This window comes from Promicromonospora aerolata, from assembly GCF_042682255.1.
Classification (GTDB): Bacteria; Actinomycetota; Actinomycetes; order Actinomycetales; family Cellulomonadaceae; genus Promicromonospora; species Promicromonospora aerolata.
The window spans coordinates 2,308,519-2,333,874 of sequence record NZ_JBHUHF010000001.1; the positions used below are offsets into that span (position 1 = coordinate 2,308,519).

22 protein-coding genes and 1 tRNA gene are annotated in these 25,356 nt (G+C 72.6%); 11 read left to right on the forward strand and 12 right to left on the reverse strand.

Annotated elements, in window-relative coordinates; genetic code table 11:
- The first annotated feature begins 213 nt into the window (after window positions 1-213).
- Together orn and ACFSL2_RS10415 are read left to right on the forward strand one after the other, a co-directional pair.
- A complete protein-coding gene (orn, locus tag ACFSL2_RS10410) occupies window positions 214-849 on the forward strand; it encodes an oligoribonuclease (protein WP_377197792.1) in 636 nt (211 codons plus the stop codon).
- Window positions 850-920: 71 nt separating this feature from the next.
- Window positions 921-996: transfer RNA gene (locus tag ACFSL2_RS10415), tRNA-His, on the forward strand.
- 87 nt (window positions 997-1,083) lie between these two features.
- Here the strand turns inward: ACFSL2_RS10415 and ACFSL2_RS10420 are convergent.
- The 5 genes from ACFSL2_RS10420 to ACFSL2_RS10440 form a co-directional block, all read right to left on the reverse strand.
- Entirely contained in the window at window positions 1,084-1,713 is a 630-nt protein-coding gene (locus ACFSL2_RS10420; protein WP_377197793.1) for a response regulator, read from the reverse strand.
- Window positions 1,714-2,973: a sensor histidine kinase gene (locus tag ACFSL2_RS10425; RefSeq protein WP_377197794.1), complete on the reverse strand. Its 1,260-nt coding sequence runs from the start codon at window positions 2,971-2,973 to the stop codon at window positions 1,714-1,716.
- Window positions 2,936-5,038 (reverse strand): MMPL family transporter, encoded by a 2,103-nt coding sequence (locus ACFSL2_RS10430; RefSeq protein WP_377197795.1) that lies wholly within the window; start codon window positions 5,036-5,038, stop codon window positions 2,936-2,938. The genes ACFSL2_RS10425 and ACFSL2_RS10430 overlap by 38 nt, the downstream gene beginning before the upstream one ends.
- A gap of 89 nt (window positions 5,039-5,127) precedes the next feature.
- The gene (locus ACFSL2_RS10435; protein WP_377197796.1) at window positions 5,128-6,024 is read right to left on the reverse strand and encodes an ATP-grasp domain-containing protein; all 897 of its coding nucleotides are present in this window, start codon (window positions 6,022-6,024) and stop codon (window positions 5,128-5,130) included.
- A gap of 56 nt (window positions 6,025-6,080) precedes the next feature.
- Window positions 6,081-7,157, reverse strand: coding sequence for an ABC transporter ATP-binding protein (locus tag ACFSL2_RS10440; RefSeq protein WP_377197797.1), 1,077 nt, complete (start codon window positions 7,155-7,157; stop codon window positions 6,081-6,083).
- Between the two features lie 43 nt (window positions 7,158-7,200).
- Between ACFSL2_RS10440 and ACFSL2_RS10445 the strand changes: the two genes are divergently transcribed.
- The 3 genes from ACFSL2_RS10445 (at window position 7,201) to ACFSL2_RS10455 (ending at window position 9,662) form a co-directional block, all read left to right on the forward strand.
- Window positions 7,201-7,860, forward strand: a complete 660-nt coding sequence (locus ACFSL2_RS10445) for an ABC transporter permease (protein WP_377197798.1) — start codon at window positions 7,201-7,203, stop codon at window positions 7,858-7,860.
- A complete protein-coding gene (locus ACFSL2_RS10450; RefSeq protein ID WP_377197799.1) occupies window positions 7,857-8,519 on the forward strand; it encodes an ABC transporter permease in 663 nt (220 codons plus the stop codon). The genes ACFSL2_RS10445 and ACFSL2_RS10450 overlap by 4 nt, the downstream gene beginning before the upstream one ends.
- A 111-nt stretch (window positions 8,520-8,630) precedes the next feature.
- Window positions 8,631-9,662 carry a glycine betaine ABC transporter substrate-binding protein gene (locus ACFSL2_RS10455; protein ID WP_377197800.1) on the forward strand — a complete coding sequence of 344 codons (1,032 nt, stop codon included), beginning with the start codon at window positions 8,631-8,633 and terminating at the stop codon, window positions 9,660-9,662.
- Window positions 9,663-9,752: 90 nt separating this feature from the next.
- On the opposite strand, the gene ACFSL2_RS10460 is transcribed toward ACFSL2_RS10455, so the two are convergent.
- Window positions 9,753-11,309: a dihydrolipoyl dehydrogenase family protein gene (locus ACFSL2_RS10460; RefSeq protein ID WP_377197801.1), complete on the reverse strand. Its 1,557-nt coding sequence runs from the start codon at window positions 11,307-11,309 to the stop codon at window positions 9,753-9,755.
- Window positions 11,310-11,428: 119 nt separating this feature from the next.
- Window positions 11,429-13,876 (reverse strand): Tex family protein, encoded by a 2,448-nt coding sequence (locus tag ACFSL2_RS10465; protein ID WP_377197802.1) that lies wholly within the window; start codon window positions 13,874-13,876, stop codon window positions 11,429-11,431.
- 135 nt (window positions 13,877-14,011) lie between these two features.
- On the opposite strand from ACFSL2_RS10465, the gene ACFSL2_RS10470 reads away from it, so the two are divergent.
- Window positions 14,012-15,316, forward strand: a complete 1,305-nt coding sequence (locus ACFSL2_RS10470; protein WP_377197803.1) for a serpin family protein — start codon at window positions 14,012-14,014, stop codon at window positions 15,314-15,316.
- Between the two features lie 82 nt (window positions 15,317-15,398).
- On the opposite strand, the gene ACFSL2_RS10475 is transcribed toward ACFSL2_RS10470, so the two are convergent.
- Window positions 15,399-16,055: a hypothetical protein gene (locus ACFSL2_RS10475; RefSeq protein WP_377197804.1), complete on the reverse strand. Its 657-nt coding sequence runs from the start codon at window positions 16,053-16,055 to the stop codon at window positions 15,399-15,401.
- 145 nt (window positions 16,056-16,200) lie between these two features.
- Between ACFSL2_RS10475 and ACFSL2_RS10480 the strand changes: the two genes are divergently transcribed.
- Both ACFSL2_RS10480 and ACFSL2_RS10485 read left to right on the forward strand, forming a co-directional pair.
- Entirely contained in the window at window positions 16,201-17,235 is a 1,035-nt protein-coding gene (locus ACFSL2_RS10480) for an ArsR/SmtB family transcription factor (RefSeq protein WP_377197805.1), read from the forward strand.
- A 272-nt stretch (window positions 17,236-17,507) separates the two neighbouring features.
- Complete coding sequence (locus tag ACFSL2_RS10485; protein WP_377197806.1) at window positions 17,508-18,002, forward strand: hypothetical protein; 495 nt, start codon at window positions 17,508-17,510, stop codon at window positions 18,000-18,002.
- 81 nt (window positions 18,003-18,083) lie between these two features.
- On the opposite strand, the gene ACFSL2_RS10490 is transcribed toward ACFSL2_RS10485, so the two are convergent.
- Both ACFSL2_RS10490 and ACFSL2_RS10495 read right to left on the reverse strand, forming a co-directional pair.
- The gene (locus ACFSL2_RS10490) at window positions 18,084-19,058 is read right to left on the reverse strand and encodes a hypothetical protein (RefSeq protein ID WP_377197807.1); all 975 of its coding nucleotides are present in this window, start codon (window positions 19,056-19,058) and stop codon (window positions 18,084-18,086) included.
- A gap of 148 nt (window positions 19,059-19,206) precedes the next feature.
- Window positions 19,207-19,695, reverse strand: a complete 489-nt coding sequence (locus ACFSL2_RS10495; protein WP_377197808.1) for a MarR family winged helix-turn-helix transcriptional regulator — start codon at window positions 19,693-19,695, stop codon at window positions 19,207-19,209.
- Window positions 19,696-19,725: 30 nt separating this feature from the next.
- On the opposite strand from ACFSL2_RS10495, the gene ACFSL2_RS10500 reads away from it, so the two are divergent.
- Complete coding sequence (locus ACFSL2_RS10500) at window positions 19,726-20,571, forward strand: alpha/beta hydrolase (protein ID WP_377197809.1); 846 nt, start codon at window positions 19,726-19,728, stop codon at window positions 20,569-20,571.
- Between the two features lie 91 nt (window positions 20,572-20,662).
- Here ACFSL2_RS10500 and fdhD read toward each other — a convergent pair whose 3' ends face one another.
- On the reverse strand, window positions 20,663-21,511 hold the full coding sequence (fdhD, locus tag ACFSL2_RS10505; RefSeq protein WP_377197810.1) for a formate dehydrogenase accessory sulfurtransferase FdhD: 849 nt from the start codon (window positions 21,509-21,511) through the stop codon (window positions 20,663-20,665).
- Window positions 21,512-21,784: 273 nt separating this feature from the next.
- On the opposite strand from fdhD, the gene ACFSL2_RS10510 reads away from it, so the two are divergent.
- Window positions 21,785-24,109, forward strand: a complete 2,325-nt coding sequence (locus tag ACFSL2_RS10510; RefSeq protein ID WP_377197811.1) for an FdhF/YdeP family oxidoreductase — start codon at window positions 21,785-21,787, stop codon at window positions 24,107-24,109.
- Window positions 24,110-24,126: 17 nt separating this feature from the next.
- Here the strand turns inward: ACFSL2_RS10510 and trmB are convergent, their stop codons facing one another.
- Entirely contained in the window at window positions 24,127-24,906 is a 780-nt protein-coding gene (gene trmB, locus ACFSL2_RS10515; protein WP_377197812.1) for a tRNA (guanosine(46)-N7)-methyltransferase TrmB, read from the reverse strand.
- Window positions 24,907-25,038: 132 nt separating this feature from the next.
- Here trmB and ACFSL2_RS10520 point away from each other — a divergent pair, with 132 nt between their 5' ends.
- Complete coding sequence (locus tag ACFSL2_RS10520) at window positions 25,039-25,353, forward strand: hypothetical protein (RefSeq protein WP_377197813.1); 315 nt, start codon at window positions 25,039-25,041, stop codon at window positions 25,351-25,353.
- Window positions 25,354-25,356: the final 3 nt, after the last annotated feature.

Sequence of the window (25,356 nt, forward strand, 5' to 3'; positions counted from 1 at the left end):
CCGCGGGAGGGCCTTTCTGTGACCGGGCCAGCCCCGGGGAACTGACTCCCGTTCAGCAGGCTCCAGACGACCGTCAAGCCGGTCATCAAGGCGCCACCAAGCCTGCTGAACACCACTCAGCAACGCGTGCGTGCAGCCCGGGGGGCGCAGGGGGTGCGGGCGAACCACAAGCGCGCGTCACTCCTCGGCGCCGGACGGAATAGGCTGAGCCGCGTGAGCCTTCCCAACCCCAACGAGCGCATTGTCTGGATCGACTGCGAAATGACCGGCCTGGACCTGCGCGCTGACGCGCTCGTCGAGGTCGCGGCGATCGTCACGGACTCCGACCTCAACGTCCTGGGCACCGGTGTCGATGTCCTCGTAAAACCTCCGGCCGAGGCCCTGGCGCAGATGAACGACTTCGTGCGCGCCATGCACACCACGTCCGGCCTGCTCGACGAGCTCGACGGGGGGCTGACCCTCCAGGAGGCGCAGGAGCAGATCCTGGCCTACATCCGCCAGTGGGTGCCCGAGCCCCGCAAGGCGCCGCTGGCCGGCAACTCGGTCGGGACGGACAAGACGTTCCTCGACCTGCACATGCCCGAGCTGGTGGAGCACCTGCACTACCGGATCGTGGACGTGTCGTCCATCAAGGAGCTGGCGCGTCGCTGGTACCCGCGCGTCTACTTCGCGTCTCCGAAGAAGGGCGGCGGGCACCGAGCCCTGGCCGACATCCTCGAGTCGATCGACGAGCTGCGCTACTACCGTGAGGTCCTGTTCCCGGCCCAGCCCGGCCCCGACACCGCGACGGCGCGTGCCGCCGCGGAGCGCGTGTCCGAGACGTCCGTCACGAAGCAGCTCGCGCCGTAGCTTTCAGTTCGGTCCGTGGCCACCGAGCATGTATAGTTTTCGACGGTCGCCGGTCCAGATCGGCGGACATGGTGGGCGTAGCTCAGCTGGTAGAGCATCGCGTTGTGGTCGCGAGGGCCGCGGGTTCAAGTCCCGTCGCTCACCCCATGCAGACGAGGCCCGCACCTCGACCCAGGGAATTCTCCCGGGTCGAGGTGCGGGCCTCGTTCTCGTCGGGGCCGCCGCCTCCGCGAGTCAACCCTCCCGGATCAGCCCCGCCTCCCGGGCCACGTGGATCGCCCTGGCCCGACTGTCCACGTCGAGCTTGGTGAAGATGTGCACCAGGTGGCTCTTGATGGTCGCCTCGGTGACGAACAGCGCACGAGCGATCTCCTTGTTCGACGACCCCCGCACGAGGTGCCCGAGCACGTCGAGCTCGCGTGTCGTGAGGCGCGGCCGCGGTCGGCGCATCCCGCTCATCACCCGGGTCGCGAGATCGGGAGCGAGGAACACCTCCCCGGCCGCGGCCGTGTGGAGGGCCTCGACGATCGTGTCGGGCGGCACGTCCTTGAGGAGGTATCCGGCCGCGCCCGACTCGATCGCACCAAGGATGTCCGCGTCGCGGTCGAAGGTCGTCAGGATCAGCACGGCGGGCGCGGGCCGCAGCGCACGCAACGCCCCGGTGGCCGCGACGCCGTCCATCCCGCCACCGAGCCGGAGATCGCACAGGACGACGTCGGGGTGCAGGTGCTCGGCCAGCAGCACCGCCTCCTCCCCCGTCGCCGCCTCGCCGACCACGGTGACGTCCTGCCGCGCGTCGAACACGGCACGCAGGCCGGTACGAACGACCGGGTGGTCGTCGACGAGCAGCACGGTGACGGCCATTCAGATCTCCTTCGTCGCGGGGCCGAGCGGCAGATGGGCCGACAGGGCCGTGCCGTCGCCCGGGGTGCTCTCGACGTCGAGCCCGCCACCGAGCTCCCGGAGCCGGGCACGCATGAAGTGCAGGCCGTAGCTCGACGTCCCGGCCGCGGCGGTCGCGTCCCAGGCGCCGACGTCGAACCCGCGCCCGTCGTCGAGGATATCGAGCCGTACGGTGTCGTCGGCGTCGACCAGGCTCACCACGACACGGCCGGCGGCCGCGTGCAGCCGCACGTTCGCGAGCGCCGACTGCGCGGTGCGCAGGAGTGCCACCTCGGCCGTGGTCGTGAGCGACGGGACGGTGTCGTCGACCCGTAGCTCGGTGGCCAGGCCGGTCTCGGCACGCAGCCGGTCCAGCATGCGGCCGAGCGCTGCCGCGAGTGCGCCGTCCTCCAGCTCGGACGGCGCGAGCGCCGCGACGATCCGGCGCACGTCCGCGAGATTCTCCCCGGCCAGTCCTTCGACCTGGTGCAGGGCGCGGCCGGCATCGACGTCCGACGTGCGGTCTGCCGCGGCGTGCGCGAGCAGCCGGATCGACGAGAGGCCTTGCGCGACCGTGTCATGGATGTCGCGGGACAGCCGGGTGCGCTCCGCGATGGCGCCGGAGTGGCGCTGGGTGAGCGCGAGCTCCTCCTGGACGGCCGCCATCTCGTCCTGGGTCTGCCGCAACGAGGCGACGAGCCGTTCTCGCTCGTGCGCGTCGCGCAGCAGCTCCAGGTAGCCCCGGGAGATCCCGAGGGCGAACACGCCACCGATCAGCGGGCCGAAGAACCCGGCGTAGCTCGGCGTGCTGCCGTGCACGACGGGGGCCAGCGCGACGACGGCGAGCACGAGGACGGAGAAGGCGACGGACGGCCAGGGCGGCAGCAGGTGGCCGGCGAGCAGCCAGATGAGGAAGGCCACCCACACGAACTCCGCGGAGACGGCCACGGAGGCCACCCACACCACCGCGAGCCCCACGAGCCACCACCGGGCGGCACGCGCGCTCCGCACCGTCGGGGCCACGGTCATGCCTGCGGCATACCAGACGAGCAGCGCGACCGTGGCAGCGACCACCGCGGCCACCCCCGTGCCCATCGCTATCGCCCGTGCCGCGCCGACGACGGTCAGGAGGACCGCGATCACGTGCTGCCCTACCTGCATGGAACGCAGTGCGGGTGCCCTCGACCGCAGTGCCCTGCTGGTGTCACCCCACGAGTGCGGGGTGCTCTGCGCGGTGCTCATGCGCTGATTCTCCGTCTTTCCGCTGGAGCGCACGAGGCCACCAGATCCGGTCGCCGAGCAGGCCGAACAACGCCGGCACGATGACGGTCCGCACCACGAGGGTGTCCACGACCACCCCGGTGCCGACGATGAGGCCGAGCTGGCCGAGCGTCACGAGCGGCAGCAGGCCGAGCGCGGCGAACACTCCGGCGAGGACGATCCCGGCGCTGGTGATGACGCTGCCCGTGCCCGCGACGGCACGCACCATGGCCTCCCGCGTCCCGTGCGCCGCCGCCTCCGTTCGTGCCCGGTGGACCAGGAAGATCGTGTAGTCGATACCGAGCGCCACCAGGAACAGGAAGGACAGGAGCGGCACCTGCAGGTCCAGGGCGTGCTGGTCGAGCAGGACGCGGCTGAGCCAGGCGCCGGCGCCGATCGCCGCCGCCGCGCTGGCGAGGTTGACCAGCAGCAGGACAAGGGGCGCCACGAGGGACCGCAGCACCGCGAGCAGCACCACGAAGCAGACGGCCAGCACGAGCGGCGCCACGAGCAGGAGGTCCTGCACGTTGCCCGCCCGGGCGTCGAGGTCGGTGGCGATCGCACCGCCGACGAGCGCGTCCGCCCCAGGGACGGCGTCCACCTCGTCGCGCAGCTGCGCGACCAGGTCGAGGCTCTCCGGGGTGCCGGGGGCGTACTGGCCCGTCACCATGACCTTGCTGAGGTCGCCGTCGTCGGTCTGCCCCACCACGGTGGCCCGCACGGTGCCGTCGAGGGCCTCGGCCACCTCGGCGACCTGCTGGGCGGCCGGGGTGTTCGCGACCACGAGGATCGGCTGGGCCTCGCCGGGCGGGAAGTGGTCGGCGAGCACCTCGAGCCCGGTGGCCGACTCGGACGGGACACGGAACTTCTCGGTCTGGTCCAGGCCGACGGACGTGCCGAGCAGCCCGGCTCCCAGCACGGCGAGCAGGGTGCCGCCGGCGGCGAGAGCCACCAGCGGCCTGCGCACGACGCGCGACGCCACGGTCCGCCACACCGTGCCGTGGCCCGCCACGGCACCGGGCCGTGGGACGAACGGCCAGAACACCCTGCGGCCGCAGACGGCCAGCACGGGCGGCAGCACGAACAGGACGGCGAACAGGGCGATCACCAGGCCGACGGCCGAGGTGATGCCCAGCCCTCTGGTCCCGGGGATGACGGCGAGCACGAGGGTCAGCAGGGACAGCACCACCGTGACGTTGGACGCCACGATGGCCGGAGCGGTCCTGCGCCAGGCCACGGCAAGAGCCGCGCGGTGGTCCTCGTGCGTCAGGAGCTCCTCGCGGTACCGGGAGATCAGCAGCAGCGCGTAGTTGGTCCCGGCACCGAAGACCAGCACGCTGATGATGCCCGCGTCGAACTGCAGGTCCAGCGCCGACCCGGCCGCTGCGGTCGCGAGGCCCGCCAGCCGGTCGGCGAGCGCGACCACCACGAGCGGCACCAGCCACAGCACGGGTGACCGGTACGTGAGGATGAGCAGCACGGCCACGATGAGGACGGTGACGGCGAGGAGGGTGAGGTCCGCCCCGTCGAACGCGGAGGTCACGTCGGCGCCGAACGCCGGGCCGCCGGTGACCAGCAGGTCGATCCCGCTCACCGGGTGCGCGGCGAGCTCCGCCCGCAGGCCCTCGATGACGTCGGCCGTCTCGGCGTTGTCGGCGCCGACGGTGACGGGGACGACCAGCACGGCTGCCGCTCCGTCGGCGCTCGGGAGCGGGGCGGACGCCGAGGGGCCGGCCTGCCGGTCGAGCACGGGGACGAGCCCGTGGAGCGACGTGAGGTCGGTGTCCGTGAGGTCGGCGCCGTCGGCGCGCGTGGCGACGACCAGCACCGACCGTTCGTCGGCGTCCGGGAACTGCGCGAGCGCCTCGCTCGCGCGGGCCGACTCGGAGTCGGGCGGCGCGGCGTCGTTCCCCGCGGGAGCCGACGACTGCCCGAGGGCGCCAAACAGGGCAAGGAGCACCACCACCGCGATGCCGATCGAGAGCCACGCGCCCCTGCGGGACGTCAGCCGGTCTGAGAAGCGTGCATGCACGCGAGTCGCTGCCATGACAGCAACCTCATCAACCGGGCACCCCCTGCGGCATCGCCGAAGAGTTCGGTTCCCGTCTCAACCGTTTGATGGAGAGCCGGGTCAGGTCAGCCCAGCAGCGTGACGACGGCGTCGGCGAGCTTGTCCTCGACCCCTGACCCGTACTTCATCCACAGGGACGGCTCGGTCAGCTCCAGCTCGATGACCATGGGCACGCCGTCGTCGCCGGTGACCAGGTCGACCCGTGCGTACGTGAGGTCGGCGCCGGTGGCCTTCCTCGCGACGGCCAGCGCGCGCTGCGCCACCTCGACCTGTGCCGGCGTGGCCTCGAAGGCGGACATCTCCTCGGCCGCGTACAGCTCTTCCGAGTCCTCGGCCGGGCCCGTGAGCAGCGCGTTCTTGCGCACGGCGTGCGTGAGCTCGCCGTCGATGAAGATCAGGCAGGTCTCGCCCGCCGTGTCCACGGAGGTGACGTAGGGCTGGATCATGACCCAGCGGCCCTCGTCGAGCAGCCGGACGGCGTGCGCGATGGCGCGCCCCCGCGACTCCGCGGAGACCGGCTGGTACCGGCCCGTGTCCCGGGCCCCCGCGCTGACGACCGGCTTGACCACGAAGTCGCCGAACGCCGGCATCCGGGTGTGCACGGCTCGCTTGGACAGGTGCCGCGCCGGGTCGAGCCAGATCGTCGGGATCACCGGGATGCCGGCGGCGTCGAGCTCGCGCAGGTACCGCTTGTCGGTGTTCCACTCGATGACGTCGGCGGAGTTGGCCACCTGGGGCAGCGCACGCGCCCACGCGAGGAACTCGTCGTGGCGCGGCGAGTAGTCCCAGGTGGAGCGGACCAGGACGAGGTCGTAGGCGGACCAGTCCACTGCCGGGTCGTCCCACACGGCGGGTTCGGCGGTCACGCCGCGCTCGGCCAGCGCGGCGATCAGCGGCACATCGTCCTTGTGGAGGTCGGGCAGCTGGGAGCAGGTCGCGAGGGCTACACGGGCGTTGGTCACGGACCGAGACTATCGCCGTCGACCGACCCACGGTCGCGCCCCGACCGGGGCGTCCGTCACACCACGGGTTCCCGGCCGGGCACGTCCTCGACGGCGTCGCGGACGGCGTCGGCGCCGGGAGCACCGGCCGCGCCCGGATCGGCTCCCGCGGCGTCCGCAGCCCGCCGCAGCGCGCCGAGGATCCCGTCGGCGGTGAGCGAACCGATGACGTCGCCCGACTCCCCCACGACCGGCACCCGGCCCATCGCCGCACCCGGCAGCGCCGCCACCGCCTCGAACGCGTCGGTCAGGCGTGCGCCCAGCCGCACCGGGGCCGGCGCGGGCTGCACGATCCGGTCCGCGCTCTCCAGGTCGGTCTGCTGCACGCGGGCGAGGGCGAGCATGCGGGAGGCGGACCCGTCGCCGATGAAGTCCCGCACCCGGTCCGACGCCGGGTGTGCCAGCACCGCGAGCGGGCTCGCCACCTGTTCGAGCCTTCCCCCGCGCGACAGCACGGCGATCCGGTCACCGAGCCGGGCCGCCTCGTCGATGTCGTGCGTCACGAGGACCACGGTGGTGCCGGTCTCGACCTGGATCCGTGCGAACTCCGTCTGCAGGTGCCGCCGGAACTCCGGGTCGACGGCGCCGAACGGTTCGTCCATCAGCAGCACCGGCGGGTCGGTGGCCAGGGCGCGGGCCACGCCGATGCGCTGCCGCTCACCCCCGGACAGCTCGTGCGGGTACCGCTTCGCGTAGGTCGCGGCGGGAAGACCAACCAGGTCCAGGAGCTCGCCGACGCGGGCCCGCGTGCGCTTGCGGTCCCAGCCCAGCAGGGCGGGCACCGTCGAGATGTTCGCCTCGACGGTGCGGTGCGGGAACAGCCCGACGTTCTGGATCACGTAGCCGATCCGGCGGCGCAGGGCCACGGGATCGGTCGTGGTGACGTCCTCGCCGTCGAGCAGGATGCGGCCCGACGTCGGCTCCACCAGGCGGTTCACCATGCGCAGCGTGGTGGACTTGCCGCAGCCCGACGGGCCGACCAGGGCGAGCACCTCGTGCTCGTGGACGGCGAGGCTCAGTTCCTCGACGGCGACGGTGCCGTCCCCGTACGCCTTGCGGACGGAATCCAGCTCGATCACGGTGCGGGCAGCCATGTGCTCGAACCTACCGGGTCGAACGCACGGTAGGTTCGGAGGCATGCCCGGCAACCCCTGGTTCTCCTGGTCCTACGTGGTCGACAACGCGCCCCTGCTGTGGCAGCGCACCGTCGAGCACGCGGGACTGACCATCGAGGCCGTCGCCATCTCCGCGGCCATCGCCGTACCGCTGGGAGTCCTGATCTCCCGGTCGCGGTGGTTGTCCGGACCCGTGCTCGGCACGGTGGCCGTCATGTACACGGTGCCGTCCCTGGCGCTGTTCGCCATCCTGGCTCCGCTGCTCGGGATCGGCCGCACCCCCGTCCTCGTGGGGCTGGTCGTCTACGCGCTGCTCATCATCCTGCGCAACACCGTGGCCGGGCTCGCCACCGTGGACCCCGCGGTCCTCGACGCGGCCCGCGGGCTGGGCTACGGGCCCGGGCGCCTGCTCGTCCAGGTGGCCATGCCGAGCGCGCTGCCGAGCATCATCGCGGGCCTGCGGCTGGCCACGGTGTCCACCGTCGCGCTGGTGACCGTCGGTGTCATCGTCGGCTACGGCGGGCTGGGACAGCTCATGTTCCAGGGCTTCCGCAACAACTTCTACCGGGCCGAGATCATGACCGCCACGCTCGCGACCATCCTGCTCGCCCTGGTGCTCGACCTCGCCCTCTGGGCGGCGGGCAGAGCCCTGACCCCCTGGCTGCGCAGGAGGACCGCATGAGCGTCGTCGACGAGGCCCTCGTGTGGCTCAACGACCCGCTGACCTGGACGGCGCCCGGTGGTGTGCTGGAGCTGACCGGCGAGCACCTGCTCATGACCGTCGCGGCCAGCGCGGCGGCCGCCGCGGTGGCGATCCCGCTGGGCGCCTGGCTGGGGCACACCGGCAAGGGTGCGGGCCTCGTGGTCTGGCTCACCAACGCCTCGCGCGCGGTCCCCACGCTCGGCATCATCCTGCTGCTCGCCGCGGGCGGGCTGTTCGGCAACACCGCCACCGTCATCGCCGCCGCGTTCTTCGCCGTGCCGGTGCTGCTGGTGAACACGTACGAGGGCGTGCGCGGCGCCGACCCGGACGCCCGCGACGCCGCCCGGGGCATGGGCATGAGCGGCGGCCGGATCCTGCTGCAGGTGGAGCTGCCGCTCGCCACCACCCTCGTCTACGCCGGGCTCCGCATCACCATCGTGCAGGTCGTCGCCACCATCCCGCTCGCGGCGCTCGCCGGGGGCGGGGGACTCGGCCAGATCATCGCGTTCGGCATGGGTACCCAGCGGTACGGCGAGGTGCTGGCGGGTGGTGTGCTGGTCGCGGCGCTCTGCCTCGTGATCGACGCCGTGCTCGCGATCGGGCAGCGGCTCGCCACCCCGGCGCCCCTGCGGATGTAACGACCTTCTCACGAGCGCGTTTATCGCTTGCCATCGGTCGCGCGTCGGGGTCGAATGGGACAGATCAAAGCCGTAGAACAGTTGTACGCCACCCACGTTCGGAGACATTCGATGAAGTTCCCCCGTACGCATGTGTCCCTGCCCAGGGCGCTCGGCGCGGCGGCAGCCGTCGTCAGCCTCACCCTCCTGACCGCCTGCGGCGAACCGGGCTCGGCCGGCGGGGGCGGCGGCAGCACCCCGACGGGCGGCGGCAGCCTGGCTGCCTGTGAGGCGATGCCCAGCGACGAGCTCGTGGTGCTCGAGGACGACAAGCAGCTGCAGACCGTCGACAACATCATCCCGGCCGTCAACGCGGCGGCCGTCGAGGGTGACGACACCCTGATCCCGCTCCTGGACACGGTGTCCGCCGCACTGGACACCGACACGCTGATCAGCCTGAACAAGGCGGTGGACGTGGAGCGCCGCACCTCCAAGGAGGTCGCGGAGGAGTTCGTGGCCGACGCCGGCCTCGACGACCCCGAGCAGAGCGGTAGCGGCAAGCTCGTCATCGGTGCTGCCGACTTCGCGGAGAGCGCCACGCTCGGCACCATCTACGCGACGGTCCTGAACTCGGCCGGCTACGAGGCCGAGGTCACCACCATCGGCAACCGCGAGGCCTACCTCCCCGCGCTGGAGAACGGCGAGCAGGTCCAGGTGATCCCGGAGTACGTGGGCACCCTGACGGAGTTCATCAACAAAGACGTCAACGGGGCCGACGCCGAGGCGGTGGCCAGCAGCGACCTCGACGCCACCGTCGAGGAGCTCACCCGGCTGGGCGAGGAGGTCGGCCTCGTGTTCGGCGAGCCGTCGCCCGCGCAGGACCAGAACGCGTTCGCCGTCACCAAGGCCTTCGCGGACGAGCACGGGATCGCCACGCTCAGCGAGCTCGCGGAGGCCTGCGGCGGCCTCGTGCTCGGCGGCCCGCCGGAGTGCACGGAGCGTCCGTTCTGCCAGCCGGGTCTCGAGGAGACCTACGGCCTGGAGTTCGCGGAGTTCCGCTCGCTCGACGCCGGCGGCCCGCTGACCAAGTCGGCGCTCCAGCAGGGTGAGGTCACGCTCGGCCTCGTCTTCAGCTCGGACGGCTCCCTCACCCCGTCGGAGTAGCCCCCGCCCGACCCTGGCCCAACTCCTTTTCGAGGCCTAGGTTTCTTCGCTTTGGACGGCTCCAAAGCGAAGAAACTTAGGCCTCGAAGGTCAGAGGCCGTAGGACTCCAGGAAGCGGAGCCAGACCTCGCTGACCGTCGGGTACGCGGGCACTGCGTGCCACAAGCGGTCCAGCGGCACCTCGCCGACGACGGCGATCGTCGCGGCGTGCAGCATCTCCCCGGCCTCCGGGCCCACGAACGTGGCGCCCACGAGGATCCTGCGCTGTGTGTCGACCAGCACCTGGGCGCGGCCCGTGTACCCGGGCGACTCCACGCTCGCACCGCCCACCCAGGCCAGGTCGTACGACACGGCCTCCACGGGGATCCCCGCCGAGCGCGCCTCGCGCTCCGTCGGCCCCACCCAGCTCACCTGCGGCCGAGTGAACACCACCTGCACGCGAGCGGCGTGGTCGGCGGTCGCCGCGTACCGCGACCACGGCTTGCCCTCCTGCCCGGCAGCCGGCTCCGGATCACCGCTCGTGGGGCTGCGGTCCCCGGCCTCCGTGCCGTAGCGCGCGGCGATCACGTCGCCGACGACGCGCGCCTGGTACTTGCCCTGATGGGTGGTCGGCGCGCGGCCGGTCACATCGCCGCAGGCGTACAGCCAACCGCCCGGCACGCCGCTGACCTGCATCGAGTCGTCGACGACGAGCGCACCGCCGCGGCCGAGCGCCGCGCCGTCCAGTCCGACGCTCTCCACTCCGATGTCGCCGGTGCGCGGTACGCGGCCCGTCGCCACGAGGAGCTCGGCGGCGGTGATCTTCTCGCCGTCGGGCAGGGTGACGGTCACGGGTCCGGGCGCGCCGCCCTCGAGCCCGGCGCCGGGCCGCTCGACCGAGGCCGCCTCGACATCGGTGCGGACGTCGACACCCAGCTCGCGCAACGAGTCGGCGACCATCTCCCCGGCGAACGGCTCGGCGCCCGACAGCAGCCCGCCGCGCGACAGCAGCGTGACGTGCGCGCCGAGGTCGGCGTACGCGTTCGCCATCTCGGCACCCACCACGCCACCACCGATGACCACCAGCGACTCGGGCACGGCCTCGGCGGACGTCGCCTCGCGGCTCGACCAGGGGGCCGCCTCGGCCAGCCCCGGGGTGTCCGGCAGGACCGGAACGCTGCCCGTCGCGACGATCACCGCGTGCCGGGCCCGCAGGCGCCGGGCCACCGGGGTGTCCCCGGTCTCGGCCTCCCCGAGACCGCTGTCGGTGCTGACCGAGCTCTCCGGAACCGTGACCTCGACGAGCCGTTCGCCCACCAGGCGGCCGTGCCCGCGCACCAGCGTCAGGCCGGCGCCCTCGACCCAGGAGGCCTGCCCGGAGTCGTCCCAGTTGCTCGTGATCTCGTCCCGACGGGCCAGGACGGCGGCGACGTCGGGCGCGCCCGGATCCCGCAGGCCGGGCGTCTCCCGCGCGAGGGCGCGGACGGCGCCCGCGCGCAGCAGCACCTTGGACGGCATGCACGCCCAGTACGAGCACTCACCGCCCACCAGCTCCGACTCGACCACGGCGACGGACAGACCGGTGCGCGAGGCGCGGTCGGCCGCGTTCTCACCCACCGCTCCTCCACCGATGACTACGACGTCGAACGTCTCTTCAGAAAGGCTCATGCGGTCATCGTGAACCCCCTGTGGTGCGATCGCCAGAGGTTTGATCGATCAGCACCCACCGGCGAGGTCGAGCCGGCGCGGCCGCCGGCGGTGGAGCCGGCGGTGGAGCCGGGGCCCTCCTACGCCAGGCCCGCCTTGCGCAGCGCGTCCGCCATGGCCGTGTCCGCGGGCGCGGGCCGCCCCCTGCCACCCTGACCGCTCTGGCCCTGACCACGACCGTTCCGGCCGCGGCCCTCGCCGCCGCGCTGACCTCCGCGCTGACCGCCGCCCTGTCGTCCACCGCGCTGACCGCCGCCCTGTCGTCCACCGCGCTGACCGCCGCCCTGGCCGTCCGGAGCGGAACCCTGCCCACCGGCGCGGGACCCGCCGGAGGTGCGGCCACCGGCATCCGCCCCGACCTCGTCGTCCAGGCGCAGCGTGAGGGCGATCCGCTTGCGCGGCAGGTCGACGTCCATGACCTTCACCTTGACGATGTCGCCCGACTTCACCACCTCGCGCGGGTCGTTGACGAAGTTCTTGGACATCGCCGAGACGTGCACGAGCCCGTCCTGGTGCACCCCGACGTCCACGAACGCACCGAACGCGGCGACGTTCGTGACCTGGCCCTCCAGCACCATGCCGGGCACCAGGTCACCGAGCGTCTCGACCCCCTCCGCGAAGGACGCCGTGGTGAAGGCCGGGCGCGGGTCGCGACCCGGCTTCTCCAGCTCGGTGAAGATGTCGGTGACCGTGGGCAGGCCGAACGTCTCGTCCACGAAGTCGGTGGTTCGCAGCGTGCGCAGCGCGCTGCCGTTGCCGATCAGCGACCGCACGTCGGCACCCGACGCCGTCACGATGCGGCGCGCCAACGGGTACGCCTCCGGGTGCACCGAGGACGAGTCCAGCGGTTCGGCACCACCCGAGACCTTGAGGAACCCGGCACACTGCTCGAACGCCTTGGGCCCCAGCCGCGGCACCTTCTTGAGCCCCGCCCGCGACGCGTACGGGCCGTTGGCGTCGCGGAAGGCCACGATGTTCTCCGCGAGCGTCGAGGTGACGCCCGAGACGCGGGACAGGAGCGGCACCGAGGCGGTGTTCAGGTCCACCCCCACGCCGTTCACGCAGTCCTCGACGACGGCGTCCAGCGACCGCGACAGCTTCGTCTCGGTGATGTCGTGCTGGTACTGACCCACGCCGATCGACTTGGGGTCGATCTTCACGAGCTCGGCGAGCGGGTCCTGCAGGCGGCGCGCGATGGACACGGCGCCCCGGATGGACACGTCGAGGTCGGGCAGTTCGGCGCTGGCGTAGGCGGACGCCGAGTACACGGACGCCCCGGCCTCGGACACCACGGCCTTGGTCAGGCCGAGCTCCGGTGCCTTCTTCATGAGGTCGGCGGCCAGGCGCTCCGTCTCCCGCGACGCCGTCCCGTTGCCGATCGCCACGAGGTCGACCTGGTGCTTCTGCGCCAGGCGGGCCAGCACGGCCAGCGACTCGTCCCAGTTGTTCCGGGGCGCGTGCGGGTAGATGGTCGCGTGCTCGACGACCTTGCCCGTCGCGTCGACGACGGCGACCTTCACCCCCGTGCGCAGCCCCGGGTCCAGGCCCATCGTGGCCCGCGTACCGGCCGGCGCGGCGAGCAGCAGGTCCCGCAGGTTGGCCGCGAACACCCGCACGGCCTCGTCCTCCGCCTCCGAGCGCAGCCGCAGCCGCACGTCGATGCCGAGGTGCACCAGGATCTTGGTGCGCCACGCCCAGCGCACGCTGTCGACGAGCCAGCGGTCACCGGGGCGGCCCTGGTCGGCGATGCCGAACTGGTGCGCGATCGTGGCCTCGTACGACGTCGGCACGCCGGCCTCGATGCCTTCCTCCGGCTCGATCGTCAGGTCCAGCACGTCCTCCTTCTCGCCCCGGAAGAGCGCGAGCACCCGGTGCGACGGCAGGCTGGACAGCGCCTCGGCGAACTCGAAGTAGTCCGAGAACTTGGCGCCCTTGTCCTGTGCGCCGTCACGGACCGCGGACAGCATGCGCCCCCGCTTCCAGAGCCGCTCGCGCAAGGTGCCGATCAGATCGGCGTCCTCTCCCATGCGCTCCACCAGGATGGCGCGGGCACCGGCGAGCGCCGCATCGGTGTCGGCCACGCCCTTGTCGGCGTCGACGTAGCCGGCCGCGGTCTCCGTGGGGTCGAGCGACGGGTCGTCGAGCAGCGCCAGCGCGAGCGGCTCCAGCCCCGCCTCGCGGGCGATCTGTGCCTTGGTGCGCCGCTTCGGCTTGTACGGGAGGTAGATGTCCTCCAGGCGGGACTTGGTCTCCGCCGACAGGATCTGGGCGCGCAGCTCGTCCGTGAGCTTGCCCTGCTCCTCCACCGACGAAAGGATCGCCGCGCGTCGTTCCTCCAGCTCGCGCAGGTACCGCAACCGCTCCTCGAGCGTACGCAGCTGCGCGTCGTCGAGCGTGCCCGTGACCTCCTTGCGGTAGCGGGCGATGAACGGCACCGTCGCGCCGCCGTCGAGCAGGTCGACGGCCGCCGTCACCTGCCCTTCCCGAACACCCAGCTCCTCGGCGATCCGCCGGTTGATACTTGCCACTTGTCCCTTACCTCACTTCTAGAAGGTCGGGACAGATTGTGCCTGGCACCACTGACACTTGTCGCATCGCGCCGCAAGAACGAGACGTGACGCCACACAGACGGGTCAGGACGTGCCCGCAGACCAGGAGGAACCGTGCAGCGTCGCCCCGCCCCTCGTGGCACCCACCACCGCACGCCGACGGCCGCCGTGGCCACGGCGGCCGTCCTCGCGCTGGCTGCCTGCGGGCCCGGCACACCACCCGACCAGGGCGTCGTGCGCTCGGACGCGGAGCGCACGGTGGTCACGCTCGCCGACGCGCCGGCGAGCGCCGACGCCGTCGACGCCACCGAGGAGCTCGGCCTGCTCACGCTCCGCGCCACCGGCGAGACCGACGACAACGCGCTGGTCTCCCCCGCGTCGCTGGCCTTCGCGCTGGCGCTGCTCGCCGAGGGCGCCGGCGGCGAGACCGCCGCCGCCCTCGACACGGCGCTCGGCGCGGCGGGCCCCGACCGCACGTCCGCCTACAACGCGCTGCACGCCGCGCTGGCGGAGCACGACGGCGACCCGGAGGTCGTGCGGGACGACGAGCTCCCCGACCGCCCGGTGCTGCACCTGGCGAACCAGGCCGTGCTCGACGACGACCTCACCGTCGAGCGGGACTACCTCGACGCGATCGCGTCCGGGTTCGACGCCGGCGTGCAGCGCACCGACCTGGGTACCGACGCGGGCAAGGACGTCCTGGACGCCTGGGTGAACCACCACACCGGCGGCCTGATCGAGGAGTCCGCGATCGAACCGGACCCGGCGCTGCGCCTCGTGCTGCAGAACGCGGTGCTGTTCGCGGCGGGCTGGGCCGCCCCGTTCCAGGAGAGTGCCACCAGCGACGAGGACTTCACCGGGCCCGGCGGCACGGCACCCACCGAGATGCTGCACGCCACGCAGCCCTGGGCGTATGTGGAGAGCGGCGGGTGGGCCGCCGTCCGTCTGCCCTACGTCGCCGCGTTCCACGCGGACGTGCTCCTGCCGCCCGCCGGGACGGACCCCGCGGAGATCTCGCCCGAGACCCTGGCGGAGCTCACGAGCGCCCTCGACGGCGCCCCGGCGCGGACCGTCGAGCTCGCCATGCCGACGCTGGAGCTGGAGCCGCCCACCCTGGACCTGGCACCGGCGCTGACGGCGGCCGGGCTGGGCGGCCTGTACGACGATCCCGACCTGACCGGCATCACGACGACGGAGCCGTTGCGCGTCAGCCAGGCGTGGCAGCAGGCCTACCTGAGCCTGGACGAGGAGGGCACGGTCGCCGCCGCCGTCACCGAGATCGGCATGGAGGTGAGCGGTGCGGTGCCGACGGAGCCGGCGGCCCGGATGGTCGTCGACCGGCCCTACCTGCTGCGGATCGCCCACTCCGAGACCGCCCTGCCCCTCTTCCTCGCCGCGGTGCGCAGCCCGCAACACTGAACCGCGGTGCGCAGCCCGCAGCACTGAACCGCGGTGCGCAGCCCGCAACACTGAACCGGGAACGACCGCGCGAGCGCCGCCCTCAGGGCGCGCGCCACACCTCCGCCTCTGTGACGAAGGCGGAGGACCCGGGCCGCTCCGGGGTACCCCAGAAGTCGACGGTGCCCCGGAGCGCCCGGCCCGCCACCCGGATGTCCCCGGACCGGCACGGCGCGAGCACCAGGTGCAGGCTGTGCGGCACGCCGGCGAGCTCGAACCCGTCCGTCGTGTAGGAGCGCCGGTCCAGCACGTCCGCCACCGTGACCTCGACCTGCCCTGCCCGGGCGCGCATCCCGCGGGCGAGGTCGACGTCCAGGTGGGCGTCGCACCGCTCGAAGGCGGGTGGCGACCACGGGAGGCCCTCGAGCTCGGGGAAGTGCCGTACGAAGCGCTCCGCGAGCCAGCCGCCCAGCTCCGGGTCCCGGCCGAGTACGGTCACGCCGTCGGGACGCCAGAAGACCACGGCCGTGCCGGACCCGCGCACCGACCAGTCCACCCGCCAGCACGACACGTACGCGGTGCATGCCCCGGACGAGTCGAAGAGCTGCACCGCGGGGTTCGCGCCGACCAGGATCGGGGAGCGCGTCGCAGGGTCGTCGGCGGCCGCGGCCGGGCTCACCGTCACGGCGCCGCCCAGCACGGCGAGGGCGCCCGCCGTGAGTGCCGCGCGTCCGGCCTGCCGTCTGGTCATCATGGTCATGGTCGCTCCCCGGTCGTCGCGTCGCGGGGCGGGTCCCCCGACGTCGTGGGCCACCAGCAGACTCCGGTGCGCCGGGTGGCGGCCACCGTTTCGAGCACGCTCGAATCACCTTCCGCCCGGGACCGGCGCGGCCCACACTGAGAGCGTGGCGATCCACATCACGATGACGACGGACGTGCTGGCGCGGTCCCGGTTCGTCGTGTCGCCGGCCCACGAGGTCGTCAGCACGGTCCGGTTGCGACGAACGCACCCGGCTCCGCACGCGCGCACCTGGTACGAGCGCGCGGCGGGCCGGATGGACGGCTACCTCCTCGCGGTGCTGGAGGCGCTCGTGCCCGACGACCACGACTACTCGCCCGACTTCCTCGCGCCCCCGCCGGAGCCGGGCACCACGATCCAGCAGCAGGTCACGCAGATCGCCGGAACCCCGCCGGAGGTCGTGGACTACCACCTCGACATCGGGCTGCGGGGCAGGGACGTCCGGCCGGACGTCGCGGTCCTGCACGGCGGCGCGGAGCGCTACGAACGCTGGCGCCGCCCCGTGCCGACGGTGCTGGCCGACCTCGTGGCACGAGGGCCGGCGACGGTCGCCCGGACGGCGGCGGACGCCGTGCAGGCGTTCTTCGAGGGCAGCATCTCCGCCGACTGGCCGGACGCCGCCGCCCTGCTCGCCGAGGACGTCCGGCGGCGCGGCGACCTGGTCACCCGGCGCGGCGCGGTCGCGGCCCTGACGAGCCTCGGGCCGGGACTGAGCTGGGACGGCGACGGCGTGAGCCTTCCGCGCCCCTACGAGGGCACCGTCGGCTGGGCGCGGGAGGGGCTGCTGTTCGTGCCGGTCACCGCCCACCACGGGCCGGTGCGGTTCACCGCCGAGGAGCCGTACACCCCGATGCTCGCCTACCGGCCGGACGGGATCGCCCGTCTGTGGGAACGGGCCGACCCGCCGGACCCGGCACCGGCCCTGGCCGAGCTCGTCGGCAGCACGCGTGCCCAGCTCCTCACGGTCCTCGACGAGCCACGGTCCACCCGCGAGCTCAGCCGCCGCTATCACTGGTCGGAGCCGACGGTCTCCTATCACCTCAAGGTCCTGGAGCGGTCGGGGCTGGTGGCGGCGGAGCGCCGCGGAAGGCTGGTGCTGTACCAGCAGACCTCGCTCGGGTCGCGGCTGCTCGGCCGGTGAGGCCCGCGGCGGCTCGGCGCACCCGGTCCGCCCCGTGTAGACGTTCATGCCGAAGAACCCGCCGACGGCCTGATGCACGGCTGGGCAGCCTTTCGGCCTACGCCGAAGCATTCACCCTCGCCCGAACGTCTACGCAGGTGGGAGGGTCTTTCTCCTACGTTTGGGGAGTACCGCGCAACGCCCGGCACGGTGTCGGGCGAACAGACGCGGACGGGAAGTGAGATCCGATGTCAGTCCAGAAGCGAATCTTCGGCGCACTGTCAGCTGTGCTGATGACATCCCTCGCCGTGCTCGGCGGCGCCCAGACGGCACAAGCTTCCGACAGCGTTGCAAGCAGCAGCGACGACACCATTGCCCAGAGCGATTTCGTGGGTACCCGTCAGATCGTCAAGGTCGCTGAGCCCGCGAGCGCCGCTCAGTCTGCCCGACTCGACTTCGCGGTACAGAACGACAGCCACGGTTGCAGCGGCAACGAGGTGTCGAACAACAGCTACGTGCACGTCTGCTACGTCCGCAACGGCGACACGATCTGGGTCAAGGACGACGAGGGGAACGGCCGCGCCGCCATCGGTCAGTTCAACTTCTACGACGCGGGGTACTGGTACAACGGCTACTGCATCAACCGGCACACCGCCGCCAGCGGAATCTGGGTCGGCTGCAGCTTCCCCGAGGCCGACGAGAACCGAACCGCGTACTACCGCGGCTACGACTCGAAGGGCGACTCCACCAGCCACTTCACCGCTTGGCAGGCCGAGTCGACCAGCTGACCGAGCCTGATGGCACGTCTCGCGCACCCCGCCACCCGGTGGGGTGCGCGAGGCATGCCGCACCCGCGACGCCGGCTCGGCTCAGGCCGGCGTGCCGCTCAACAGCCCATGGCCGAGCGCGGTGAGCTCGTGCGACGTCCGGTTCCCGCACCGTGTGGAGCGGATGAGCCCGGCCCTGCGCAGCACGGTCGCGTGCTCCGACGCGGAGGCCAGGGACGCTCCGAGCCGCCGGGCCAGCCCCGACGTCGTCGTCGGCCGCACCAGCGCCTGCAGCGCGGCGGCCCGCGTCCGGCCCAGGAGGCGGGCGAGCGCCGCCTGTGGGTCTGCCCGCGGAACGCCGACCAGGCTCACGCTCCGTTCGATCGGGAACAGGAGCACCGGCTCGAGCTCCGGATCGGCGCAGGTGATGGGCTTGCCCGAGCAGAAGTACGAGGGAATCAACCGCAGCCCGCGTCCCGCCAGGTGGACGTCGCGATCCACGGTCGGGTTGTCGATCGTCAGGACCGGCGCGTCCCAGGCGATGGTGGAGTGCAAGGACGACAGCACGCCCTCCACACCGCTGGTCGCCAGCAGACGAGCACGGACCATGAGGTCCGCGTCCACGGCGGCATGGATCCGTGTCCAGTACGGCTCGATCGCGTGGGCGTGGTACGCCGTCATCGTGGCGCCCAATCCGTCCACCGCCTTCACCAGGCCGTCCCGGAGGTCCGACGCCCACGTCGAGACGGCCTTCTGCTCGCCGAGGCGGTCGATGTCGGTCCGCAGGCGGTCCCGGTGCGTGACGAGAACACGGTCCAGCCCGTCGCCGAAGTCGGCGGCCCCGTCGGCCGGCGTCAGGAAGTCCGGCGAGTAGCCACGGGGCGGCGTCAGGTGCAGGTACGGCAGGGCGAGACGAGGCAGGTCGGCGACGACCCGCGAACGCCACGCCCCGAACGTCCGGGCCTCGTGGAGCTCGTTGATCAGGTGCCCACTGAGCAAGGTCTCCCACATCGGGTCCGGTCCGGCTGCCATCCGGACCCGTGCGAGATCGTCGGACGTGAAGTGGATTCGGAGCATGGTCTCCCCACTGGGCGCGCAACGGTGCATGAACAGTGCGTGTACGGTGCGTGAATTCTGCCGTAGGCAAGGGAGAGACAGGGAGCGTTTTTTCGGACATGCGAGCTTCGCGAAAGTCCCTCGCACCGCGGGCGCCACACCTCACGCCTCACCTCACGTGTCCGGCCTCCAGCGCGCCGCGCACCGCGGCGAGGACCCGAGCGAGGTGCGCCAGGTCGCCGTCAGGCACGCCGGTGTCGCGCAGCACCGCGGCCACCTCGCGGTCGAGAGTGGGCAGCACCTCGTCCAGGACCTGCCGCCCGGCCGGGGTGAGGGCGAGGAACGAGGAGCGGCCGTCCTCGGGGTCGGCCGTGCGGCGGACCAGCCCGTCGCGCACCTGCCGCTCGACCCCCTTGCTCGCCGCGCCGACGGTGATGCCGAGACGTCGGACCACGTCCGAGACCCGGCAGCCCGGAACGTCTGCGATCGCGCGCAGCGCGTCGAGCCGCCCGAGCCCGTGGCCGTGCGCGGCGCGCAGCCGCGCGTCCAACAGGGTGTAGAGCCGCACCTCGACGCGGACCAGATCATCGAGCAGCCGGGCGTGCTCGAACCCGTCGCCCGCCGGAATAGATTCCTCGGAACCTTGTTTGGCTTCCATGGAATCTATCTTCGGGCATGGAGGCGAATCATGGACCAGAACTCGCTCGGCGAGCTCCGCACCTTCTACGCGTCGTTCGGCCGGATGCCGGTACCGGACGGCACCCGGGTGACCGAGACCGTGCTCGGCGGCGTCCCCGCGCTCGACGTCGCCGTGCCACAGGCCGATGACAGCTCCGGCGTGCTGCTCTACCTGCACGGCGGTGGCTACGTGATCGGGACCGCCCGCACCGGCGTCCCGCTCACCGCCGTGCTCGCCGCCCGAGCAGGTCTGCGCGCGCTGTCGCTCGACTACCGGCTCGCCCCCGAGCACCCGTTCCCCGCGGCTGTGGACGACGCCGTGGCCGCCTACCGCGCGCTGCTCGACGACACCGACCCGGCGCGCGTCGTCCTCGCGGGCGACTCCGCCGGCGGTGGCCTCGCCCTCGCGACGGTGCTGGCCGCCCGCGACGCCGGGCTCCCGCTGCCCGCCGCCGTGGCCACGTTCTCCGGCTGGTTCGACCTGACGCTGTCCGGCCCCAGCCTCACCGGCAAGGAGAGCGTGGACCCGATCTTCGACGCCTCCGACATCCGGGAGTACGCCGAGACGTACCTGCCCGACGGCGCCGACGCCCGTGCTTCCCTCGCGAGCCCCGTGCTCGCCGACCTGCGCGGGCTGCCGCCGCTCCTGCTCCAGGTCGGCACGCACGAGGTACTGCTCGACGACTCCACCACCCTCGCCGCCCGCGCCGCTGCCGCGGACGTCGAGGTCACCCTGGAGAGCTACCCCAGGAGCGCGCACGTGTTCCAGCACCAGCACGGCACAGATCCCGCGGCGGCGCGGGCCGTGGACGCCGCAGCGGCTTTCCTCGCCCGCCGGACCGGGCAGGCGGTCTGAGGCGCCGGCGCCGGCGCCGGATGTCAGAAGCGCAGAGCCGGTGGCGTCGGTAACAGCCGGCGAGCGTTGTCCAGGCGGACCGTGTGCTGACTCACCGCACCCGGTCCGCCCCCGTGTAGACGTTCATGGAGTCGCCGCGCACGAAGCCGAGCAGGGTGAGCCCGCACTCGTCGGCCAGGTCCACGGCAAGGGTCGACGGCGCCGAGATCGCGGACAGCACCGGGATGCCGGCCCGTGCGGCCTTCTGCACGAGCTCGAACGACGCCCGCCCGCTGACCTGGAGCACCGTGCCCCCGGCCGGTAGGGCACCGGCCCGCAGCGCCGCCCCGACCACCTTGTCGACGGCGTTGTGCCGGCCGACGTCCTCGCGGACGTACAGCGGCTCACCGTCGGCGGTGAACAGGCCGGCGGCGTGGAGACCACCCGTCCGGTCGAAGGCACGCTGGCGTTCGCGCAGCAGGTCCGGGAGGGACGCGATCACATCGGCGCCCACCGTCACCGGGTCGTGCGCGACCGGCCACCGCAGCCCGGCGCGCACCTCCACGACGGTGTCCGACCCGCAGACGCCGCACGCGCTGGTCGTCGCGAAGGCCCGCGTCCGCGGAGGCTCGACACCGTGGGCAAGGGCCACCTCGACGGTGTTCTCCTCGTCGGGGCACAGCCGCATGGCCACGATGTCGTCCGGCGCGGCCACCGCACCCTCCGAGACCAGCCAGCCCGCCACGAGGTCGAAGTCGTCGCCCGGTGTCCGCATCGTCAGGGTCAGTGCGCTGCTGCCCGGCGCCGGGCCACCTGCCGGCATCGTCCCGCCACCCGGCACGGGTCCGGGCTCGACCAGCCGGACCATCAGCGGTTCCTCGACGGCGAGCGTGTCCGGACGTGCCGCGCGTGCACCCGCACGGACCCGGACGACGCGCCGCCGGTCGGTGACGACTCCCATGCCGCCAGTCTCGCACCCCCGCCGACCGATATACCCACGCCCCGGCCCTGAACCCGGCTCTGGCCTTGCACCCACCCTGGCGCCGGCCCAGCCGCCACCCGCCGACTGCAGAGTTTGATACACCGCAAGATTTCGAGTGCAGAGATCGTTGCGGCTGTGACCTCTAAAACCGCAACGAAGTCTGCAGTCGGCGCCGGTGCCCGCAACCACACCCGCACTGGCCGATATGTCCTGGCGCTCCACACGGGGTGAAGTCCGGCGTAGGGTCGAAGGGTGACCGACGTGAGCGACGACGCCCGCAACGACGCCCCGGAGCCGGACCTGCGCATCGGCCCGCCGAAGACCAGCGCCGCCGGCGTCCCCGGGGTGGTGCACGGCCTTGCGGACGTCTTCGACGAGGCCGGCGTAGCGCGCGGACTGCGTACGCTGCCGCTGGTCAACCAGCACCGCGGCTTCGACTGCCCCGGATGTGCCTGGCCGGAGCCGGGCAAACCGCACCTCGCGGAGTTCTGCGAGAACGGCGCCAAGGCGGTCGCCGAGGAGGCCACCCGCAAGCGGGCCGACGCGGCGTTCTTCGCGGAGCACCCGATCTCCGAGCTGGCGACCTGGACCGACCACCGGCTGGGCAAGTCGGGCCGGCTCACGGAGCCGATGCTGCGGGACGAGGGCGCCGACCACTACCGCCCCGTGTCCTGGGACGAAGCCCTCGACCTGGTCGCCACCGAGCTGCGCGCGATGGACTCACCGGACCAGGCGGCCTTCTACACCTCCGGTCGCACCAGCAACGAGGCCGCGTTCCTCTACCAGCTCTTCGCCCGCAAGCTCGGCACGAACAACCTGCCGGACTGCTCGAACATGTGCCACGAGTCGTCGGGCAGCGCGCTGACGGAGACGCTGGGCATCGGCAAGGGCAGCGTCTCCCTGGAGGACATCACCGACCACGCCGACCTGATCGTCGTCGTCGGGCAGAATCCCGGGACCAACCACCCCCGCATGCTCACCGCGCTCGAGGAGGCCAAGGATCGCGGCGCACGGATCGTGGCGATCAACCCGCTGCCCGAGGCCGGTCTGCAGACGTTCAAGAACCCGCAGCGGGTGCGCGGCGTGGTCGGGCAGGGCACCAAGCTCGCCGACCGGTTCCTCCAGGTCCGCCTCGCCGGCGACCTCGCCCTGTTCCAGGCGGTCAACCATCTGCTCCTGGAGGCGGACGACGACGCCCGCACGGCCGGGCACCCCGGCGTCCTGGACCACGAGTTCATCGCCGAGCACACCTCGGGCTTCGCCGAGGCGGCGGCTGCGTGGCGCGCGGTGGACCGGGCCGACGTCGCACGGGCCACCGGGCTGGAGTGGTCCGAGATCGAGGACTTCGTGGGCGACGTCCTGGCCGCCGAGAACGTCATCGTCTGCTGGGCGATGGGCCTGACCCAGCACAAGCAGGCGGTGGCCACCATCCGCGAGATCGTGAGCTTCCTGCTGCTGCGCGGGAACATCGGCCGCCCGGGCGCGGGTGCCTGCCCGGTGCGCGGACACAGCAACGTGCAGGGCGACCGCACCATGGGCATCTGGGAACGGGCGCCCGAGGCATTCCTCGATGCGCTCGCCGGCGAGTTCGGCTTCGAGCCGCCGCGCGCGCACGGGCTGGACGTCGTGGACACCGTCCGGGCCCTGCGGGACGGACACCTCCGGGTCTTCATGGCCGTGGGCGGCAACTTCGCCGCGGCTACGCCGGACACCGCCGTCACCGAGGCCGCGCTGCAGGAGGTGCCGCTCACCGTGCACGTGTCGACCAAGCTCAACCGCTCCCACGTGCTGCCCGGCAAGCGTTCCCTGGTCCTGCCCTGCCTCGGCCGCACCGAGCGGGACCTCACGGGCGGCCGGGAGCAGGTTGTGACCGTCGAGGACTCGATGAGCGTGGTGCACACCTCGCGGGGACAGCTGGCCCCGGCGTCGGACCACCTGCGCAGCGAAACCGCGATCCTCTGCGACCTGGCTCGTCGGGCGCTCGGCCCTGGCGACGAGACCCCGTGGGAGGCGTTCGCCGCCGACTACTCGCGCATCCGCGACTCGATCTCCCGCGTGATCCCCGGCTTCGAGGACTTCGAGCGACGGGTCGCCGAGCCCGGCGGGTTCGTGCTGCCGCACCCGCCGCGCGACGCCCGCCTGTTCCCGACGGCTACCGGCAGGGCGAACTTCACGGTGAACGAGCTCGAGGTGGTCGAGGTGCCGGAGGGCCGCCTGCTGCTGCAGACGGTCCGCTCCCACGACCAGTTCAACACCACCGTCTACGGCCTCGACGACCGGTACCGCGGGGTGAAGGGCGGGCGGCGCGTCGTGTTCGTGCGCCCCGAGGACCTGACGGCCCTCGGTTTCGCCGACGGCGACACCGTGGACCTGGTCAGCGAGTGGCCCGGGCGGGACGGGAGCACCGAGGAGCGCCGGGCGCCCGGGTTCCGCGTCATCGCGTTCCCGACGGCGCGCGGGTGCGCCGCCGCGTACTTCCCGGAGACCAACGTGCTGGTGCCGCTGGACCACACGGCCGAGGGCAGCAACACCCCGGCGTCCAAGTCGGTGGTGATCCGCCTGGACCCCGCCCGCTGAGCGCGCCGGCCGCGGGGTCAGCGGCGGAGGTAGGTCAGGTCGGCGATCGCCCGCCCGGCCGCCTGCGCCTTGCGCTCGAAGCCGGTCAGGACCCGGCGCTCGAAGCGGGGCGCCGTGCTGGCGGGACCGTGCGCGTTCGTGAGGGACTCCTCCGCGTCGAGGACCTCGATCATCTGGTCGGCGTACTCGGCCCAGTCGGTGGCGAGCCGCAGCACCCCGCCCGGTCGCAGCACGCGGGCCGCGAGCGCCGCGAACTCCGCGGTGACCAGGCGGCGCTTGTGGTGACGCGCCTTGTGCCAGGGGTCGGGGAAGAAGACCCAGAGCTCGTCCACGGTCCCGGCCGCGATCGTGGTCGCCAGCAGCTCGGCCGCGTTGGCCTGTACGAGCCGCAGGTTGGGCAGCCCGTCCTGGCCGAGTACCGCGCCCGCTCGCTCGGCGCGCGCGATCGTGTGCGCGAGCCCGGGTTGGTAGACCTCGACGGCGAGGTGGTCGCGCTCGGGGTCGGTGATGGCAGCCTCGACGACGGCGTCGCCGAGGCCCGAGCCGATCTCCACGACCAGCGGCGCGCGGCGACCGAACACGGCCTCCGGGTCGAGCACGTACTCCGGGTCCACGGAGGTGCGCGCGACGGCTCGGGGCACGTCGACGAGGTACCGGGGGTGCAGCTCGGCCCACATCCGCTTCTGCTTGTCCGTCAGCCGGCCGGACCGGCGCACGAACGAGACCGGCTTGGTCCGGAACCCCGCGAGCTCGGGGCGGTCGGCGGCGTCGGGTCGGGGAGAAACGGGCTGGATCACACCGTAGAGCGTACGAGGTGCCGGCGGCGCATTGCGTATCCGCAAGGATTCGGGACTCGCAGCGCAGCCCGGTGGGAGCACGCGGCAGGCTGGGCGCAGACGCCGAGACACGAGCAGACCCAGGAGCCGGACATGCGCGCCATCGCACCACTCATCGACCTTCGATTCGGCCGCCAGGTCGCGGGCACGCTCCTCGACGTGATCGTCAGACAGGCCACGTCAGGTCGATTCATCATCACCCAGCTCGCCGCCGACAGCCTGCGTGCAGCACGTGCGGTGCAGGTCCAGTACGACGACCTCCGCCTCGACCTCACCGACGCCGTCATCGCGGTCACCGCCCGAGACTTCTGCACGACCGCGATCCTGACCCTCGACCGTCGGTGCTTCCGCACCATCCGCCCGCTCACCGAGGACAGGGCGTTCCGCGTTCTCCCCGACGACGTCTGAGTG